The organism is Flavobacterium glucosi, from assembly GCF_048286535.1.
In the GTDB taxonomy this organism is placed as follows: Bacteria; Bacteroidota; Bacteroidia; order Flavobacteriales; family Flavobacteriaceae; genus Flavobacterium.
The window spans coordinates 106246-123707 of sequence record NZ_JBLVPK010000005.1; the positions used below are offsets into that span (position 1 = coordinate 106246).

17 protein-coding genes are annotated in these 17462 nt (G+C 33.5%); 8 read left to right on the forward strand and 9 right to left on the reverse strand.

All coding sequences use genetic code 11. The features are described from left to right. Positions 1-140 precede the first annotated feature (140 nt). Complete coding sequence (locus ACNQGD_RS10585) at positions 141-2267, forward strand: M3 family metallopeptidase (protein ID WP_417999251.1); 2127 nt, start codon at positions 141-143, stop codon at positions 2265-2267. Between the two features lie 310 nt (positions 2268-2577). Continuing rightward, positions 2578-3510, forward strand: coding sequence for a peptidylprolyl isomerase (locus ACNQGD_RS10590; RefSeq protein WP_417997522.1), 933 nt, complete (start codon positions 2578-2580; stop codon positions 3508-3510). A gap of 101 nt (positions 3511-3611) precedes the next feature. Here ACNQGD_RS10590 and ACNQGD_RS10595 read toward each other — a convergent pair whose 3' ends face one another. Further along, positions 3612-4490: an alpha/beta fold hydrolase gene (locus tag ACNQGD_RS10595; RefSeq protein WP_417999252.1), complete on the reverse strand. Its 879-nt coding sequence runs from the start codon at positions 4488-4490 to the stop codon at positions 3612-3614. A 144-nt stretch (positions 4491-4634) separates the two neighbouring features. Here ACNQGD_RS10595 and ACNQGD_RS10600 point away from each other — a divergent pair, with 144 nt between their 5' ends. Continuing rightward, a complete protein-coding gene (locus ACNQGD_RS10600; RefSeq protein WP_417999253.1) occupies positions 4635-4973 on the forward strand; it encodes a tRNA-binding protein in 339 nt (112 codons plus the stop codon). Between the two features lie 4 nt (positions 4974-4977). Here ACNQGD_RS10600 and ACNQGD_RS10605 read toward each other — a convergent pair whose 3' ends face one another. The 4 genes from ACNQGD_RS10605 to ACNQGD_RS10620 all read right to left on the reverse strand — a co-directional run bounded on the left by ACNQGD_RS10605 (position 4978) and on the right by ACNQGD_RS10620 (position 8880). Continuing rightward, positions 4978-5526 (reverse strand): RBBP9/YdeN family alpha/beta hydrolase, encoded by a 549-nt coding sequence (locus tag ACNQGD_RS10605; RefSeq protein ID WP_417999254.1) that lies wholly within the window; start codon positions 5524-5526, stop codon positions 4978-4980. Between the two features lie 13 nt (positions 5527-5539). Then, positions 5540-6364: a sulfurtransferase gene (locus tag ACNQGD_RS10610; protein ID WP_417999255.1), complete on the reverse strand. Its 825-nt coding sequence runs from the start codon at positions 6362-6364 to the stop codon at positions 5540-5542. 303 nt (positions 6365-6667) lie between these two features. Beyond that, positions 6668-7048 (reverse strand): PUR family DNA/RNA-binding protein, encoded by a 381-nt coding sequence (locus ACNQGD_RS10615; protein ID WP_099715976.1) that lies wholly within the window; start codon positions 7046-7048, stop codon positions 6668-6670. Between the two features lie 71 nt (positions 7049-7119). After that, positions 7120-8880, reverse strand: a complete 1761-nt coding sequence (locus tag ACNQGD_RS10620) for an ABC transporter ATP-binding protein (RefSeq protein WP_417999256.1) — start codon at positions 8878-8880, stop codon at positions 7120-7122. Positions 8881-9079: 199 nt separating this feature from the next. Between ACNQGD_RS10620 and ACNQGD_RS10625 the strand changes: the two genes are divergently transcribed. The 3 genes from ACNQGD_RS10625 (at position 9080) to yajC (ending at position 11584) form a co-directional block, all read left to right on the forward strand. Then, the gene (locus ACNQGD_RS10625) at positions 9080-10186 is read left to right on the forward strand and encodes a Glu/Leu/Phe/Val family dehydrogenase (protein WP_417999257.1); all 1107 of its coding nucleotides are present in this window, start codon (positions 9080-9082) and stop codon (positions 10184-10186) included. A 186-nt stretch (positions 10187-10372) separates the two neighbouring features. Beyond that, positions 10373-11284: a transcription antitermination factor NusB gene (nusB, locus tag ACNQGD_RS10630; RefSeq protein WP_417999394.1), complete on the forward strand. Its 912-nt coding sequence runs from the start codon at positions 10373-10375 to the stop codon at positions 11282-11284. Between the two features lie 27 nt (positions 11285-11311). Next, a complete protein-coding gene (gene yajC / locus ACNQGD_RS10635; RefSeq protein ID WP_417995425.1) occupies positions 11312-11584 on the forward strand; it encodes a preprotein translocase subunit YajC in 273 nt (90 codons plus the stop codon). A gap of 77 nt (positions 11585-11661) precedes the next feature. On the opposite strand, the gene ACNQGD_RS10640 is transcribed toward yajC, so the two are convergent. The 4 genes from ACNQGD_RS10640 to ACNQGD_RS10655 form a co-directional block, all read right to left on the reverse strand. Further along, the gene (locus ACNQGD_RS10640; protein ID WP_417999258.1) at positions 11662-12105 is read right to left on the reverse strand and encodes a hypothetical protein; all 444 of its coding nucleotides are present in this window, start codon (positions 12103-12105) and stop codon (positions 11662-11664) included. Between the two features lie 304 nt (positions 12106-12409). Beyond that, entirely contained in the window at positions 12410-12994 is a 585-nt protein-coding gene (locus tag ACNQGD_RS10645; protein ID WP_417999259.1) for a YdeI/OmpD-associated family protein, read from the reverse strand. A 5-nt stretch (positions 12995-12999) separates the two neighbouring features. Then, a complete protein-coding gene (gene pepT, locus ACNQGD_RS10650) occupies positions 13000-14253 on the reverse strand; it encodes a peptidase T (protein ID WP_417997530.1) in 1254 nt (417 codons plus the stop codon). A 176-nt stretch (positions 14254-14429) separates the two neighbouring features. Next, complete coding sequence (locus ACNQGD_RS10655; RefSeq protein ID WP_417999260.1) at positions 14430-14987, reverse strand: hypothetical protein; 558 nt, start codon at positions 14985-14987, stop codon at positions 14430-14432. Between the two features lie 307 nt (positions 14988-15294). Between ACNQGD_RS10655 and ACNQGD_RS10660 the strand changes: the two genes are divergently transcribed. Beyond that, entirely contained in the window at positions 15295-16314 is a 1020-nt protein-coding gene (locus ACNQGD_RS10660) for a quinone-dependent dihydroorotate dehydrogenase (RefSeq protein ID WP_417999261.1), read from the forward strand. 191 nt (positions 16315-16505) lie between these two features. Then, positions 16506-17369: a hydroxymethylglutaryl-CoA lyase gene (locus ACNQGD_RS10665; RefSeq protein WP_417997533.1), complete on the forward strand. Its 864-nt coding sequence runs from the start codon at positions 16506-16508 to the stop codon at positions 17367-17369. Positions 17370-17462: the final 93 nt, after the last annotated feature.

The following is a 17462-nucleotide window of genomic DNA, read 5'->3' on the forward strand; positions in this document are numbered from 1 at the left end:
CATGATTAAACTTTTTTAGGCACTATTTTAGCTTTTTGCTTAACTAATGATGCTTTTAACAGGAATTAATTCTTTAGGGCACTATTTCATACTATGCTTTTTTCAACTACTTTTATCTCTTAAAAATAAACCACTTAATTATGCGAATTTTTTCGAAAATAATCGTTGCTAGTTCCTTGTTTTTAGTTGCTTCTTTCCAAACTGAAACACTCTATGCACAAAACAAATCTGTTAAGATGACGAATCCTCTTTTACAAAAAAGTACGTTGCAGTATCAAGCACCGACTTTTAATTTAATTAAAGACGAACATTTTAAACCTGCTTTTGAATATGGTTTAAAAATTCATGATCAAGAGATTGAAAAGATGGCAAACAATCCGGCAAAACCAACTTTTCAAAATACCGTATTGGCATTAGAAACCAGTGGCGTAGACTTAGGAAGAGCAACAGGTGTTTTTTATAATTTATCGGGGTCTAATACGAACCCGACATTACAAGGGATTGATGAAGAGTATGCTCCAATTTTTTCAGCCCATAATGATAAAATCTATTTAAACAGTAAGCTGTACAATCGCTTTAAGACATTGAAGATTGCTGCTTTAAAAGGAGAAGATAAAAAATTGACACAGTATTATTTGCAACAATTTGAATTGGCCGGAGCAAATTTATCAGCTGCTGATAAAGATAAAATGAAAAAAATCAATGAAGAGTTGGCGAGTTTAAGCACGCTCTTTGGAAATAAATTATTGATAGCTCGAAAAAATGGAGCCGTTTTATTTGACAATGTAAGTGATTTAGCGGGTTTAAGTGCTGATGAAATTGCTGCTGCAAAGGCAAAAGCTACTGAAGCAGGTCAAGATGGAAAGTATTTAATAGGATTGTTGAATACGACGCAGCAACCATTATTGCAAAGTCTTACTAACCGAGCCACAAGAGAAAAGATATTCAAAGCATCATGGAATCGTGCCGAAAAAAATGATGATGGCGATACTCGTGAAGTAATTGAGCGAATGGCTAGATTGCGTTTGCAAAAAGCAAATTTAATGGGTAAGAAAAGTTTCGCCGAATGGAAATTACAAGATCAAATGGCGCAATCACCAGCACCGGCTATGGATTTATTGGCAAAAATTGCAGGTCCGGCAGTTGTAAAAGCAAAAGTAGAAGCCAAAGAAATTCAAGACCTGATCGATTCACAAAACGGAGGGTTCAAATTAGAACCTTGGGATTGGAACTTTTATTCAGAGCAAGTGCGCAAAGCAAAATATGATTTAGATGAAAGTCAAATAAAACCGTATTTCGAAATTGGTACTGTTTTAGAAAAAGGCGTGTTTTTCGCAGCACAACAAATGTATGGTATCACATTTAAAGAAAGGAATGATTTGCCAGTCTATCATCCGGATGTAAAAGTGTATGAAGTATATGATAATGACGGAAAATCAATTGCGATATATTATTTAGATTTCTACACCAGAGACAATAAAAATGGTGGTGCTTGGATGAGTAATTTTGTGAATCAGTCACATTATTTAAAACAAAAACCAGTTATTGTCAATGTTTATAATTTCTCAAAACCTGTCGGTGGAAATCCATCATTGATTAGTTTTGATGATGTAACCACGCTTTTTCATGAGTTCGGACATACTTTGCACGGATTGTTTGCAAACCAGCAGTATGTAACGCTTTCGGGTACATCCGTTCCGCGTGATTATGTAGAATTCCCTTCCCAAATCAATGAGCATGCAGCATTAGATCCTTTGGTTCTGAAAAATTATGCGATACATTATCAAACCAAACAAGCGATTCCTCAGGAGTTAATTGATAAAATTAAAAAAGCCAATACCTTCAATAAAGGGTACGTGGTAACGGAGCTTTTGGCAGCAGCAACGCTAGATATGGCTTGGCATAGTGTCGAAAAAGAATCTGATTTTAAACCGACTTTAGTTTTCGAAAAAGAGGCGTTACAAAAATACGGTTTGTTGGTCAATGAGGTTCCAACAAGATACCACACACCTTATTTTGCCCACATTTGGGGTGGAGGATATTCCGCGGGATATTATGCGTACACGTGGTCAAAAACATTAGATTACAATGCTTTCGACTGGATGCAGGCCAATGGTGGTATGACAAGAGCCAACTGTGAACGTTTTAGAAAATATATTTTATCAGTGGGGAATAGTGTCGATTTAAACAAAGCCTTCAAAGATTTTATTGGGCATGACATGCAAATAGAGCCTTATTTGAGAAACGCTGGTTTGTTAGTTAAATAATAAAATTTTGTTGCAAACAATTAAAATGACATTCGTAAGGATGTCATTTTTTTTTAGGAGCTATTTCCAGCTTTGTACGCTATCTTTCCTTGCTTAAAGAAAGCAAGAAAAGGATGCCGTTTCAATCTGGGCTAGGGTTTAGTGAAATTAAGCGATTTAAACAGCCGAATTAGCTAGCAGAAAAGAGTATAATTAGCTAAAAAAAAATCCAAATAATTTTTAAACTTTCAAATAACCAAATCAACGAATCTACCAATTCCTTTTTAAAATTAATTTCGTAAATTTGCCTTTCAATAAAAATTAAACAAAAATGGAAAACGGAATATATGCTAAATTCAACACCACTAAAGGTGCTATTTTAGTGAAACTAGCACACGATTTGACTCCAGGTACAGTGGGGAATTTCGTAGGATTGGCTGAAGGAAACTTAGAAAATAAAGTAAAACCACAAGGGGTTAAATTTTATGACGGATTAAAATTCCACAGAGTAATTCCTGATTTCATGATTCAAGGGGGTTGTCCACAAGGAACAGGAACTGGAGATCCAGGGTATAAATTTGATGATGAATTTCACCCAAGTTTAAAACACGATCGCCCGGGAGTTTTGGCAATGGCTAATTCAGGACCTGGAACAAACGGTTCGCAATTTTATATTACCCATATCCCTACAGATTGGTTGGATAACAAACATACCGTTTTTGGTCATGTTGTAGAAGGTCAAGATATTGTTGATGCTGTTGAGCAAGGTGATGTGTTAGAATCTTTAGAAATTATCAGAGAAGGGGAAGAAGCTAAAAATTGGAATGCAATTGAAGCTTTTATCGCATTCAAGGGGTCGCGCAACAAGCGTGATGCAACTCTAAAAGCAGAGGTTGAAGCAGCTATGGAAAAACTGGCGGCTGGTTTTGAAAAAACAGAAAGCGGTTTGCGCTACCAATTCATTCAAAGAGGTGAAGGTAAAAAAGCGGAAAGCGGAAAAACGGTTGCTGTTCATTATGAAGGTTCATTAGAGAATGGGAAAGTTTTTGATTCTTCATACCCAAGAAAAAAACCAATCGAATTTAAATTGGGTCAAGGTCAGGTTATTGAAGGTTGGGATGAAGGAATTGCGTTGTTGCGTGTAGGTGACAAAGCCCGTTTTGTCATACCATCGGATTTAGGGTATGGATCTCGTGGTGCTGGAGGAGCAATTCCACCAAATGCTACTTTGATTTTTGACGTAGAATTAATGGATGTTAAATAGTTTAAACGATTCATATAAATCTAAAAAATCCCAAAAACGAAAGTTTTGGGATTTTTTTTGCAATAAATAATTGAGGTTTATCAATTCTATTGAATTTTGATTTATGAGTTTAAAAATTCAATTAAATCCTTATTTAATTTGTCTTTTTCGATATAAAATAAACCGTGTGGCGCTCCTTCATAAACAATAAATTTATTATCAGGGATTAATTTTGCCGCTATTTCTGAAGTGATTTCAATAGGAACTGTTTTGTCTTCGTCCCCATGAATAATTAATGTAGGAACATTTACAGCTGCCATTTCATGACGGAAATCAGTTGCCGAAAATGATTTGGCACATTCTAATGTAGCACGTGGTGATGCAAAAGAACACAACATTCTATAATAATCCAATAAAGGAGTACTGATAGGTTTGCTGATAAAGCTCACTCCAAAAAACGTTTTTCCAAAGTTATCCAGAAAACTGATTCGGTCTTCCTTGATTTGTGTTGCCATAGCATCATATTTTTCTTGTGGAACACCGTTTGGATTTGAATCTGTTTGCAATTGAAAAGGCGTAATTGAAGCAATAAGAACCGCTTTAGAAACCCCTTTTCCGCCATGACGACTGAAATAGCGAACCACTTCTCCGCCACCCATTGAAAATCCAACAAGCGTGGCTTCTTTTAAGTCCAATTGCTCAATAATAGCCTTTAAGTCGTCTGCTAAAGTATCATAATCATAGCCATCCCAAGGTTGTGAAGATTTACCAAAACCTCGGCGGTCATAAGTAATAACTCTAAAATTATTTTGAACTAAAGTATCAATTTGGTACTCCCACATTTCGTTAGACAGTGGCCATCCGTGAATAAGAATTACTGGTTTTCCTTCGCCATAATCTTTAACATATAATTTTACATTTGGTGCTGTTTCAATGTACATGTCTATTCCTATATTATTTCCCTTTCTCGATTCGCTGCTGTTTTTCGGACTCGTTTCCATAATAGTTACTATTTACAAGATGAATTTAATATTCGTCTTTTGTAAAATTAGGTGCATAAACCGAAAATAGTATTATAGAATTAGTGTAAATACTTGTAAAATTTATAGGTTTGTTATTCAATGCTTTGTTTAATAAAACCAACTATGGAAAACCTTACCTGGACTGAATTTGAAAGAGTAGAAATGCGTGTAGGAACTATTTTGGAAGCTAATGATTTTCCCGAAGCCCGAAAACCAGCGTATCAATTGACGATTGATTTTGGTTCTGAAATTGGAATCCGAAAAACATCCGCACAAATAACGAAACGTTACGAAAAAGTAGATTTGCTTAACCGACAAATTGTTGCCGTAGTCAATTTTCCTAAAAAACAAATCGGAAAATTCATGAGTGAGTGCTTGGTACTGGGAGCCGTTGGAGAAGAAAGCGATGTGATTTTACTGGCTCCCGATTTTAAAATAGCAAACGGGTTGCGAATTGGGTAAATAATTACCGATGACTTTTATTTATTAATTGTTGCAAAATCAACTGTCCTTCTTCCCAATATTCTAAATTGGACTCAGAATTAATGTGTCCTTTTTGGCCTATATTGATAAAATCACTGCCCCATTTTTGGGCTAAATACTCGGCTCTTTCAATTGTAATGTAAGGATCGTTTTCGCTGCTTATAACTATAGAAGGAAAGTTCAATTTTGCTTTTGGTATAGGGGAAAAGTTCCACGTTACTTCAGGCGTATGCTCGGGCGAGTCAACATCTGCTGGAGCGACGAGCAAAGCGCCTATGATATTTTGATTACTATTGGCGGAAGCCCACTGCACAACCAATGAAACCGCTAGACTATGCGCTACTAAAATAGTTGGCGTATCTAATTTTAGGATTGTTTCATTAAGAGTAGCGAGCCAGTTCTTAAGTTGAGGTTCGTCCCAATTGTCTTGTATAAGCTTAGTTGAATTTTTAAATTTTTGTAGCCAATAACTTTGCCAATGATTCTCTCCCGAATCTCCAAGTCCTGTTAGAATTAATAATTTTGGTTCCATTTTAAAAAATTTGTTATTTCTCGATTGGAAGGTTTTCCAGTTGTCCCCATTCTGTCCAAGAACCATCGTAGACGGATTTAGGATTTTTAGTGATCAATTCGTATGCAATTAAATCAATACAAGCAGTAATTCCGGAACCGCAAGTAAATAGTAGAGGTTTGTCATCAGTTTTTAAGATTGTAAGTAATTCTTCTTTTGGTAAAAATTTCCCGTTTTGCAAAAGCTGTGTATACGGAATATTAATAGAACCGGGAATATGACCGCTTCGTAATCCGGGTCTGGGCTCATCGCCAATTCCTTGGAATCGGTTTTCTGCACGGGCGTCAATCAGAACAGCATTTTTGGTTTGTATATTCTCTAAAATTTGTTCTTTATTTTTTACGAATTCGGGGATAAATTTGGCTTGAAAATTACCAACGGAATAGATTGGATTTTCTGGTATTTCGGCAACAGGATAGTCTTTATTAATCCATTCAGGTAATCCGCCATCTAAAACAGCAACATTTTGATGTCCCATTATTTTAAACAGCCACCAAGCTCTTGGACTCGAATAAATACCTAATGTGTCGTAGACTACAATTACACTGCTCTTGTTAATTCCTAGTTTTCTAGCTTCGATTTCGAATTGTTTGGGACTCGGAAGTGTATTGGGTAAAGGAGTAGCCCTGTCGCTGAAGGTGTGCTTTATATCAAAATATCGAGCACCTTTAATTTGGATATTTTCTAAACCAGTTTTTAAATTGGAATGATTCTCTTTTAAACTGGCATCGAGGATTATTACGTTTGGATCTTCAAGATTAGTATGAAGCCATGCTACACTTACGATTGGTTCTTTCATTTGTTTTAGTATTTCTTTTCCTTGGTAATTCTGCGTCGCTATTTAGCAATAATTTTAAATATGTTATCTAAGTAAGTCAAAAGTTTAAACGTCGTAAAGTCTAAAGGAACAATATTGTAAACAGTAGTTTAAAATTAATCTGTTGCGTCATTTTGTCTAATTTTTAAACACGACATTATATAATGGTTGTTCTCTACAACTCTAAATTGATATAGTAAAAAAGCTATTTTTTAAATGTACAAAAAAAGTCCAAAAATCAAATGACTTTTGGACTTTTTACTTTTGTAAGCAGGGAATTAAAAATTAAATATCATCAAATTCAATATCGGTAAAAGTTGATGTTTGAGGTATAATTTCATCATCTGATTTCTCAGATGCATATTCTTTTTTGAAATCTTTTTGGTGTCTTTCTGAGATTACTTCTTCGCCTTTGTGGTTCAAAACATAAGAAGTCATTTCTCCTAAAATTTCTGCGAAAGCAGCAAAATCTTCTTTGTATAAATAGATTTTATGTTTTTTGAAATGAAATGATCCATCTTCTTCAGTAAATTTTTTACTTTCGGTAATGGTAATGTAATAATCATCTGCTTTTGTCGCTCTCACATCAAAGAAATAGGTTCTTCTTCCGGCTCTTAAAACTTTAGAAAATATCTCTTCTTTTTCTAACATGTCATGTTCTCTCATAATCCTTTCTATCAATTTATGGTTGTTAAGTAGTATCCAAAAATCTAAAAAATATATGTATTATCCAACAATTATATCATTTCTTTTTCTGAAAGTTGTTTCATATACAAAGCGGCGTAATAACCTTCTTGATTTATCAATTGATTATGAGAGCCTTGTTGTATAATTTCTCCCTTTTCTATGATGATAATTCTATCCGCATTTTTAGCAGACGACACACGATGGCTCACAATTATAGTTGTTTTGTCTTTGCAAATTTCATATAAGTTGTTCAATATAGTTTCTTCGGTTTCGGTATCTACTGCAGATAAACAATCGTCAAAAAGCAAAATAGGAGGATTCTTAATAATTGCTCTGGCAATAGAAACTCTTTGTTTTTGACCTCCGGAAAGTGTAATTCCCCTCTCGCCAAGAACCGTTTCGTATTGTTTATTAAAGCCCATGATGTTATCATGAACAACGGCACTTTTAGCGGCTGATTCCACTTCTTGTACAGTTGCATTCTCTTTGCCAAACATAATATTATTCTTGATACTGTCTGAAAACAAGAACGCATCTTGTGGAACAATTCCGATGCTGTTTCGCAAATCAAAAAGATTGACGGTACTTATTTCGCTTCCATCAATAGTTATTTTTCCATCGGTTACATCATACATTCTGGAAATTAAGGACAAAATAGTAGATTTTCCAGACCCTGTTTTTCCTAAAATGGCTAAAGTTTCTCCTTTTTTTACGGTGAAAGAGATGTTTTGCAACGCTTTGATATTAGTGTCTTCGTAAGTATAGCTTACATTTTCGAAAGAAATAGAACCTTCAATCACTGATTTATTCAGATTGTTATTTTTTATCTCCGGTTCAATTTTAAGGAATTCATTGAGTCGTTTTTGAGAAGCTTCGGCCTCTTGAACCATTGAAGAAACCCACCCTAAAGACGCTACTGGCCAAGTCAGCATATTGACGTACAAAATAAATTCGGCAATAGTTCCAATGCTTTTTATAGAACCGTTGATGTACATTAAACCACCAAAATAAATTACAACTAAGTTACTTATTCCTATCAGTGCTAACATTAAGGGACCAAATAAGGATTGTACTTTGGCCAAATTCAAGCTTTTGCTTTTGCTTTCATTGGCTAAATCAACCATATTGTTTTGATGTTGGTTTTCCAATGAATAGGCTTTTATTACTCGGATTCCTGAAAATATTTCTTGCGAAAAGCTGGAAACTTTAGATAAATATTGTTGAAAAATGGTGCTTCTTACATTGATTTCTGAACTCAGTTTAAAAATAGCGTATGATAAAATAGGTAAAGGAAGCAATGTGTATAAAGTCAGTATTGGCGATACATTATACATATAGACAATAACTATTGCAAAACGTATGACGGTATTTATGGTATACATTACTGCTGGCCCAACGTACATTCTTACTTTTGAAACGTCCTCGCTGATTCGGTTCATTAAATCTCCAGTACGATTTTGTTTGTAGAAGTTCTGCGAAAGATTCTCATATTGACGGAATACTTCGTTTTTTAAATCAAATTCTATGTGACGTGACATCACAATTAAGGTTTGTCTCATTAAGAAAGTAAGAAACCCGGCAATAATTGTTGTGGCAATAATCAATAGGATATTCGAAATTAATTCTTCGTGAATCAGTGATTTAGACACGGTTTTATCTTTGGCGAAAGCCTCAATGACCTTGAATGATTTGCTAATCAACTTAGGCGTGAAAAGCATGAATATTTGTGCAATAATGGTAAAAATAATTCCTAGTAAGAAACTGTATTTGTATTTGACGAAATATTTATTTAAATAACGTAATTCTTTCATTTTTTATGATATTCTATGTTGAAATGATTTTATTTTTTAAAATAATTTATTTTTTAATAATTTCAGTGTTGAATTAGTAGTGAGCTAAATTGTTGATTTGATAATTTTTAAACAAAAAATTAATACATATTTATTTTTTGTTTAAATTTGGATTGTCTTTTTGACAAATTCGTAATTTATCACTATAAAAACTTACACTATGAATGCAGCTTTCGCAACTGGAAAGGAACTTCAAAAAATGGATCCCGTTTTTGGTCAATTATCATTTGATGATCACGAGCAAATTGTATTTTGCAATGACAAAGATACAGGTTTAAAAGCAATTATTGGCATTCATAATTCGGTTATGGGGCCTGCTTTGGGTGGTACACGTATGTATAATTATGCAAATGAATGGGAAGCCTTAAACGATGTATTGCGCCTTTCTCGCGGTATGACTTACAAGGCAGCGATTACAGGATTGAATATTGGAGGGGGAAAAGCAGTGATTATTGGAGATGCAAAAACGCAAAAAACTCCAGAGTTGATGCGTAAATTTGGTGAATTTGTACATTCTTTGAGCGGAAGATATATTACCGCTGAAGATGTAGGAATGGAAACCGCAGATATGGATATCGTTAGAGATGTAACGCCTTATGTTACCGGAATTTCTGAATCAAGAGGTGGTTCTGGAAATCCATCGCCAGTTACAGCTTACGGTGTGTATTTAGGAATGAAAGCTGCTGCAAAACAACAATTTGGTTCTGATGTTTTGAGTGGTAAAAAAGTATTGGTTCAAGGAATTGGTCACGTTGGCGAAACTTTAGTTGATTATTTAACAAAAGAAGGAGCGATAGTAACCATCACTGATATCAATGAAGATAGATTGTATGAAGTGGGAGCAAAGTACCATGCAGAAATTTACAGAGGAGACGATTTGTACAGTGCAGATGTTGATATTTATGCGCCTTGTGCCATGGGAGCAACGTTAAATGACAATTCAGTTTATAAAATTAAAGCAAAAGTAATTGCTGGTGCTGCCAATAATCAATTGGCTGATGAGAATGTTCATGGTGCAATTCTACAGGAAAGAGGGATTCTTTATGCTCCAGATTTCTTGATAAATGCTGGTGGGATTATCAATGTGTATGCTGAATTAGCGCATTATGACAAAGCGGAGATTATGCGTAAAACAGAAAATATTTATAATACTACATTAGAGATATTTAATTTTGCCATTGCTAACAAGATGACAACGCATCATGCAGCTTTGACTATTGCTCAAAATCGCATCAATCAAAGAAAAATAGAAAACAGTAAAAAGTAAAAAAATAGTGCTCAGTTATCAGTATTCAGTGAACAATTTATTGCCGTTCACTGAATCCTGCTGATTGAAAACTTTAAAATAAGCGATTATATATTTTATTTTAAAAAATGAAATACTTATTTTTGCAGACTAATTAATAAAAGTTCTTACAAGGTGGTAAATAGAAGACACATTCGCGTCAAAGTAATGCAATCCATTTATGCGATGCATCAAAGCGGTTCAGATAATCTGGAAAAAGAAGAAAAATTCCTTTTTTACAGTATCGACAATATTCAAGATTTATACCTTATAATGCTATCTTCCCTGATTGAAATTTGTAAAACAGAGACTGTCTTTTTACATAAATCAAGTTTGAAACATCTTGCAACTCCTGAGGAACGTAAACCCAACGAAAAGTTCATTAAAAACAGAATCTTTCAAATCCTTGCCGAAAACAATTCATTAAGTATTGCACTGGAAAACCGTAAAATCAATAATTGGTCCCTAAACGACGATTATATTTTATTGCTTCTGAATGATATAAAAGCAAGTAAATTGTATGCGGATTACATGAGTAATCCAGTAAATACATTTGAAGAAGACAGACAGTTTATCGCTGATTTATTCATGGATGTAATTGTTCCAAACGAGAAATTATATGAATATTTAGAGGATGATAAGTTAACTTGGGTTGATGACATTCCATTAGTGAATACGCATATTATCAAGCAATTGAAGGCCATTAAATCTGGTGAAGACGACAATTTCAGAGTTCCAAAATTGTATAAAGACAATGAGGACAAGGATTTTGTTAAGGATTTGTTTCGAAAAACAGTCTTAAACGAAACGGAATTAGCCAAAGAATATCTTGATAAAACACCAAACTGGGACACTGAAAGAATTGCCGAAATTGACACGATTATCCTGAAAATGGCAATTTGTGAATTTTTGAAATTCCCATCTATTCCAGTAAAAGTAACTCTTAACGAATATTTAGAAGTTGCTAAAGAATATTCTACACCAAAAAGTAGTATTTTTATCAACGGAATTTTAGACAATTTAGTAAAAGAACTTGAAGCCAGCAAAAGAATTATCAAAGCTGGTCGTGGTTTAATGTAATTAATCAATAAAAAAAGAATTTAAATTATGGAACAATTAACTCAATTTGCACCGTTTTTATTAATGTTTGTGGTAATCTATTTCTTCATGATCAGACCACAACAGAAAAAAGCGAAAAATGAAAAAGAATTTGAAAGCAGCTTAAAAGTAGGTGATAAAATCATCACAAAAAGTGGTCTTCACGGAAAAGTTTCGGAGTTAGCGGATACAACTGTTGTCGTTGAGACGATGTCAGGAAAATTGAAAATGGAGCGTTCTGCTATTTCTATGGAAATGAGTGCTGTATTGAACAAAAAATAATTCTCATTGTAATGAATTAAAAAAGTCCCAACCGAGTATTCGAATTGGGACTTTTTTTTGGATAAAAAATAAGAATATTATTTTTTACTCTTCTTTGCCTTCTTAGCTTTTTTCGATTTTGCTTTCGCTTTTTTCGCTTTTATTTTTGTTTTTGCTTTCGCTTTCTTCGCTTTATCTTTTTTTGCTTTTTTTGCTTTCTTTGCTTTTGCTTTTGCTTTTGCAGCGGCTTTTTTAGCCTTTTTCTTGTCTTTTTCTTTCATGTCTTTTACTTTCATTTTTAACTTCTTTTTATTATCTTTTTTATCGTTCTTTTTATTTAGAACTTCAACAGTAGTGTCGTCTTGGTCTTCTACTGAAATTTCTACAGTTTCTTCTATGATTTCAGGTACTATTACCTCATTAAGTGGTACTGTAGTTTCTTCAGTAGGTTTGATAACATTTTTTTTGGGTGCTCTTACGGGTTTATCAATTTCAGATTTTACTGGAGTAGGTACTGTAGAATTTTCTTCTTTTTGTATCATAGTGTGTAATATTAGTGTTGTTTTTGATTCATTTAAAACAATAAAGCGCTGTAGTGTTAATAAATAGTTAAGTAATTGTTAGTAAATATAGTGATTTAATTGACTTTGCAATGTTAAGCTTTTCAATATTATAAAATGTAAGATTCAAGTGTCCTGCAATAGGGAGGTAAGAGACATTGTTGATGAAAATCAACGAGTAATATTTCAAGAGTGTTTATTCCGTATGGTTTTTAGTGTATATTGTTTTGTAGGTATTTTAAAATTAAAAAGTCCCATTCTGAATTTTTAGAAATGGGACTTGATATTATCGATATTTATCATTAAGACCAATGTTCTCCATAATTAGGGGTCTTATTTTTTCAATCCGGGAACGTTTGGTTTCCTCTCGTTTTGCAGTTTCAATATATTCTAAAAATTCGTATTGTTTGTAAGGTGAGAATTTTAGAAAAGCATCTGCTAAATTGGTATCTGCATCTAATTCCTTTTGAAGAAGTTCAGAAACGATAGGTTCTTTTTTCTGCGGTTTACTATTCTTTCCTTCTTTTTCATTGGTAATAGCTTCATGAATGTAATCTAAAACGGCAGCCTCATTGACTTCTTTTTTTGATAAAAAACGCCATTGTCGCAACGATTTAGTAACACCTTCCTGTGCGTTAACTAACGTATTTTTTTTGTCTTGCAATAAAACGCCATTGAAAAACCAAATCGTAAAGTAATTTTTGAATCCACCTATTCCGAGTACGTTTTTACCGTTCAGGACATAGACAATACCGCCCCATTTAGTAGTTTCTACGAGTTCCGTTTTGACAATAATTGATTTTAGAAGTTCTAATTCTTCTGACCAATTGTTGTTTTTATCCCAAGAATGATTCGTTTTTGAGGATTCCAAATAGCTTATTTTTTAGCGGAATCTTCTGTAGCTGTCAATTCCGCTATTTTTACAATTACTTCAACCGCTTTTTGCATACTTTCTACGGGAACATATTCATATTTTCCATGAAAATTGTGACCACCGGCAAAAATATTTGGGCAAGGCAATCCTTTATAGGATAATTGAGAACCGTCAGTTCCACCACGAATAGGCTTTATAAGCGGTTTAATTCCTATTTCTTTCATCGCTTTTTCAGCAATATCAACAATATGTTTCACAGGCAGAACCTTCTCTTTCATATTGTAATATTGATCTTTAATTATAGTGATAACGATGTCTTCACCAAACTGTTTTGCAAATTTCTTATTGATTTTTCGAGTGATTTTTTCGATTAGTTCTTTGCGCTTTTCAAATTTTTTCTTGTTATGATCGCGAATAATTAATTCTAAAACGGTTTCTTCAATACTTCCATTCAGATGATGGACGTGAAAGAAACCTTCATATCCTTTCGTTTCTTCAGGAGTTTCTCCAGGGGGTAGCTCGTTAATGAAAGCATTGGCAATCAACATAGAATTGATCATTTTTCCTTTGGCATAGCCCGGATGCACGCTTTTACCTTTGAAAGTAATTTTGGCTCCAGCCGCATTAAAATTTTCATATTCCAATTCGCCTATTTGGCTGCCATCCATTGTATACGCCCAATCCGCTCCAAATTTTTCTACATCAAAATGATGCGCGCCACGACCAATTTCTTCGTCTGGAGTAAAACCAACTCTGATTTTTCCGTGTTTGATTTCAGGATTGTTGATAAGGAACTCCATTGCAGTAACAATCTCGGTAATACCAGCTTTGTCGTCTGCACCTAGGAGTGTTGTTCCGTCAGTAGTTATCAAAGTTTGCCCTTTGTAAAGCAATAAATCTTTGAAATAACTTGGTGATAACACAATATTTTTTTCTGCATTTAATACAATGTCTTTACCATCATAATTCGATATAATTTGAGGCTTTACATTGGCTCCGGTAAAATCAGGGGACGTGTCAAAGTGAGCAATAAATCCAATTACAGGAACTTCATGAGTTACATTACTTGGCAACGTAGCCATGATATATGCTTTCTCGTCAATTGTCACGTCTTGCATTCCAATGGTTTTAAGTTCTTCAACCAATTTTTTGGCTAAATCCCACTGTTTTGCAGTACTTGGTGTACTTTCTGATTTGTGGTCAGATTCAGTATCAATAGTTACGTAACTGATGAAACGGTCAATTATATGTTGCATTTTAATTTGTTTTTATGCAAATATAAACATTTTTTCAGGAGCTTTTTGAAGTTAATCAGCAACTAAATTTTGAAAATTAAAAATAATAATTGCATTGTTTGAGTCTCAATAAACAATGCTATTTTTGGAATTAAATTGCCCTTTTATATAAAAAAACCACCCGAGGGTGGTTCTAATTAATCTCTGATTTTATGCAGTTTTTCTTCAGCTTTATCTAGATCGCCTTCCAGCTTATTTATTTTTATTTGTCGTTTACTAATTTTGATGTTTTCTTTTTCAATCTCAGTGGGGCTAAGGTCACCTTTTGATTTTTTCTGTTTAAATTTTTCTTTAAGTTTGACTAAATTTCTTTCTTCATTTGAAATTTTTGCTTTTATTTTCCTAATTGATTTTTCACTCGAAAGAATTTTGTTTTGTTGTTTGTTAAAAGCTTTTTGTTTTTTTTCAAAATCTTGTTGCTCGTTTTCAATTTTTTTAGCTTCTCGTAGTGCTTTTTTCTCCAGTTTTATTTTATTCTTTAGTGCTTTCGCTTCTGTTTTTAATGCTTCTTTCTCTGCATTGGTTGCTAATCTTGCAGCAACTTCTGGGGCAACTTTTATAGTGTCTTTAATTGTTGTAACCGTAGTTATGGTTGTTTTTGTGGCTAGCTTTATGGTGTCTGATTTATTGTTTTGAGCAAAGAAAAATTGAAAACTAGAAAGTAATACTATAGTGAAAAATAATTTTATATTCATGACGATGTGTTTTAAGTTGATAAAATTTATATTTACCTAATTTCTATTACAGGATAAGAAAAATCATTTAAAAAATCATTTCTTATTTTGTGTTGAAGATCTTAAAGTAGTATTTTTTAATTTTAAATCATTGATAATCATTGGTTTTTAGTTTATTGGTACAGCGTTTTTCTACTTTATTTAACTACTGTTTATTTATGCTATTTCCTTTGGCTGGAGCCAAATCAAATGTTGCTCTATATTTTTTTTTCGAAATATTTAATTATCGATTAGATAGTTCTATTTTTGCATCAACAACACTACTTTTATGTATAAATTATTTATTCGTCCATTTTTATTTTTGTTTGATCCGGAAAAAGTTCATTATTTCACTTTTTCATTGATTCGATTTTTGTCTAAAATACCAGGTTTTACAAGCCTTTTTAGATTGCTTTACGAATTAAAAGATTCAAGATTAGAAACGGAAGTTTTTGGATTAAAATTTAAAAACCCTGTGGGTTTAGCTGCAGGCTTTGATAAGGATGCTAAGCTGTATGAAGAATTGTCCAATTTTGGTTTTGGTTTTATCGAAATAGGAACACTTACTCCAAAAGGTCAGGAAGGAAATCCTAAAAAACGATTGTTTCGTCTGAAAGAAGACAACGCAATTATCAACAGGATGGGTTTCAACAATGGTGGCGTTCAGGAAGCGGTGGAACGTTTAAAACAAAATAAAAGCGTTTTGATAGGCGGGAACATTGGTAAAAATAAATTGACTCCAAATGAAGAAGCCACTTTGGATTATGAAATCTGTTTTGATGCTTTATATGATTATGTTGATTATTTTGTGGTGAATGTAAGTTCCCCAAATACGCCAAATCTTAGAGCGTTACAAGACAAAGAACCGTTGACACAATTGTTGCAAACGTTACAAAATAAGAATTTGGCTAAGCCAAAACAAAAGCCAATCCTGCTAAAAATTGCTCCAGATTTGACAGATGAACAGTTGCTTGATATTATTGATATTATTAAGGAAACTAAAATTGCAGGTGTTATTGCTACTAATACTACGATTTCTCGTGAAGGATTACAATCGGATAATAAAACTGAAATGGGTGGGTTATCAGGGAAGCCATTAACGCAACGCTCTACTGAAGTTATCCGTTTTTTATCTCAAAAAAGTAATAAAGCGTTTCCAATTATTGGAGTAGGAGGAATTCATTCTGAGGAAGATGCAATAGAGAAATTAGAGGCAGGAGCAAGTTTAATTCAGTTGTACACCGGTTTTATTTATGAAGGTCCGGCTTTGGTGAAAGCCATAAACAAAAAGATTTTAGAAAGATTGTAATGTCTTCTTTTAGAAGGTAGTTTTTACGAGTTAATAATGTCTCCTGTGATTATACTTATGATAATTCAATTGCAATTTAAATCTAAAAGTTCAATATCAAAATAGTGCCAAATTGTGTACTATTATCAATTTTTGAAAATTTGAAAATCATAATTTAAAATTCTTAATTGTTTTTCTATCTTTGGCTTTCTATGGAGCCAATAAAAATTATAGAATGTCCTCGTGATGCCATGCAAGGCATAAAGCCATTTATTCCTACGGCAAGAAAAGTGACTTACATCCAGTCTTTGTTACGTGTAGGTTTTGATACTATAGATTTTGGAAGCTTTGTTTCGCCTAAAGCGATTCCGCAAATGCAGGATACTGCTGAAGTGTTGGCACAACTAGATTTATCCCAAACCAAAAGTAAATTATTGGCAATTATTGCAAATACGCAAGGAGCAACTCTGGCTTCAAATCATCCTGAAATACAGTATTTAGGGTTTCCATTTTCGATTTCGGAGAATTTCCAAATGCGGAACACCCATAAGACGATTGCAGAATCTTTAATTACGTTACAAGAAATCCTAGAAATTGCCGATCGTACGAATAAAAAGGTTGTTGCCTATCTTTCTATGGGATTTGGTAATCCTTACGGAGATCCATGGAGCGTTGAAATTGTAGGTGAGTGGACAGAGAAATTAGCATTAATGGGAGTCAAAATCGTATCACTTTCGGACACGGTAGGAAGTTCGACACCAGATGTGATTTCGTATTTGTTTTCGAATTTAATTCCCAAATACCCAAAAATAGAATTTGGTGCGCATCTTCATACTACACCTGATAAATGGTTTGAGAAAACTGAGGCAGCTTATAAAGCAGGTTGTCGTCGTTTTGATGGAGCTATTCAAGGTTTTGGCGGATGTCCAATGGCAACAGATGATTTGACGGGTAATATGCCTACAGAGAAGTTGTTATCTTATTTTACTTCGCAAAAAGAAAAAACAGACATGAGTCCTATGAGTTTTGAAAGTGCTTATAACGAGGCTTCTAAGCTATTTAGGGAGTTTCATTAAAATTAAAAAAATGATAATTGTACTTGAACTCTAATTTTGAAAATAATAAGTTTATGAATGATACGTTAGTTATACAGTTCCCTAATTTACTTT

Bases quoted from the DNA above. Each gene is read 5' to 3' on its own strand.
- ACNQGD_RS10585 (WP_417999251.1), top strand. From the start codon at position 141: ATGCGAATTTTTTCGAAAATAATCGTTGCTAGTTCCTTGTTTTTAGTT.
- ACNQGD_RS10590 (WP_417997522.1), top strand. From the start codon at position 2,578: ATGGAAAACGGAATATATGCTAAATTCAACACCACTAAAGGTGCTATT.
- ACNQGD_RS10595 (WP_417999252.1), bottom strand. From the start codon at position 4,490: ATGGAAACGAGTCCGAAAAACAGCAGCGAATCGAGAAAGGGAAATAAT.
- ACNQGD_RS10600 (WP_417999253.1), top strand. From the start codon at position 4,635: ATGGAAAACCTTACCTGGACTGAATTTGAAAGAGTAGAAATGCGTGTA.
- ACNQGD_RS10605 (WP_417999254.1), bottom strand. From the start codon at position 5,526: ATGGAACCAAAATTATTAATTCTAACAGGACTTGGAGATTCGGGAGAG.
- ACNQGD_RS10610 (WP_417999255.1), bottom strand. From the start codon at position 6,364: ATGAAAGAACCAATCGTAAGTGTAGCATGGCTTCATACTAATCTTGAA.
- ACNQGD_RS10615 (WP_099715976.1), bottom strand. From the start codon at position 7,048: ATGAGAGAACATGACATGTTAGAAAAAGAAGAGATATTTTCTAAAGTT.
- ACNQGD_RS10620 (WP_417999256.1), bottom strand. From the start codon at position 8,880: ATGAAAGAATTACGTTATTTAAATAAATATTTCGTCAAATACAAATAC.
- ACNQGD_RS10625 (WP_417999257.1), top strand. From the start codon at position 9,080: ATGAATGCAGCTTTCGCAACTGGAAAGGAACTTCAAAAAATGGATCCC.
- nusB (WP_417999394.1), top strand. From the start codon at position 10,373: ATGCAATCCATTTATGCGATGCATCAAAGCGGTTCAGATAATCTGGAA.
- yajC (WP_417995425.1), top strand. From the start codon at position 11,312: ATGGAACAATTAACTCAATTTGCACCGTTTTTATTAATGTTTGTGGTA.
- ACNQGD_RS10640 (WP_417999258.1), bottom strand. From the start codon at position 12,105: ATGATACAAAAAGAAGAAAATTCTACAGTACCTACTCCAGTAAAATCT.
- pepT (WP_417997530.1), bottom strand. From the start codon at position 14,253: ATGCAACATATAATTGACCGTTTCATCAGTTACGTAACTATTGATACT.
- ACNQGD_RS10655 (WP_417999260.1), bottom strand. From the start codon at position 14,987: ATGAATATAAAATTATTTTTCACTATAGTATTACTTTCTAGTTTTCAA.
- ACNQGD_RS10660 (WP_417999261.1), top strand. From the start codon at position 15,295: ATGTATAAATTATTTATTCGTCCATTTTTATTTTTGTTTGATCCGGAA.
- ACNQGD_RS10665 (WP_417997533.1), top strand. From the start codon at position 16,506: ATGGAGCCAATAAAAATTATAGAATGTCCTCGTGATGCCATGCAAGGC.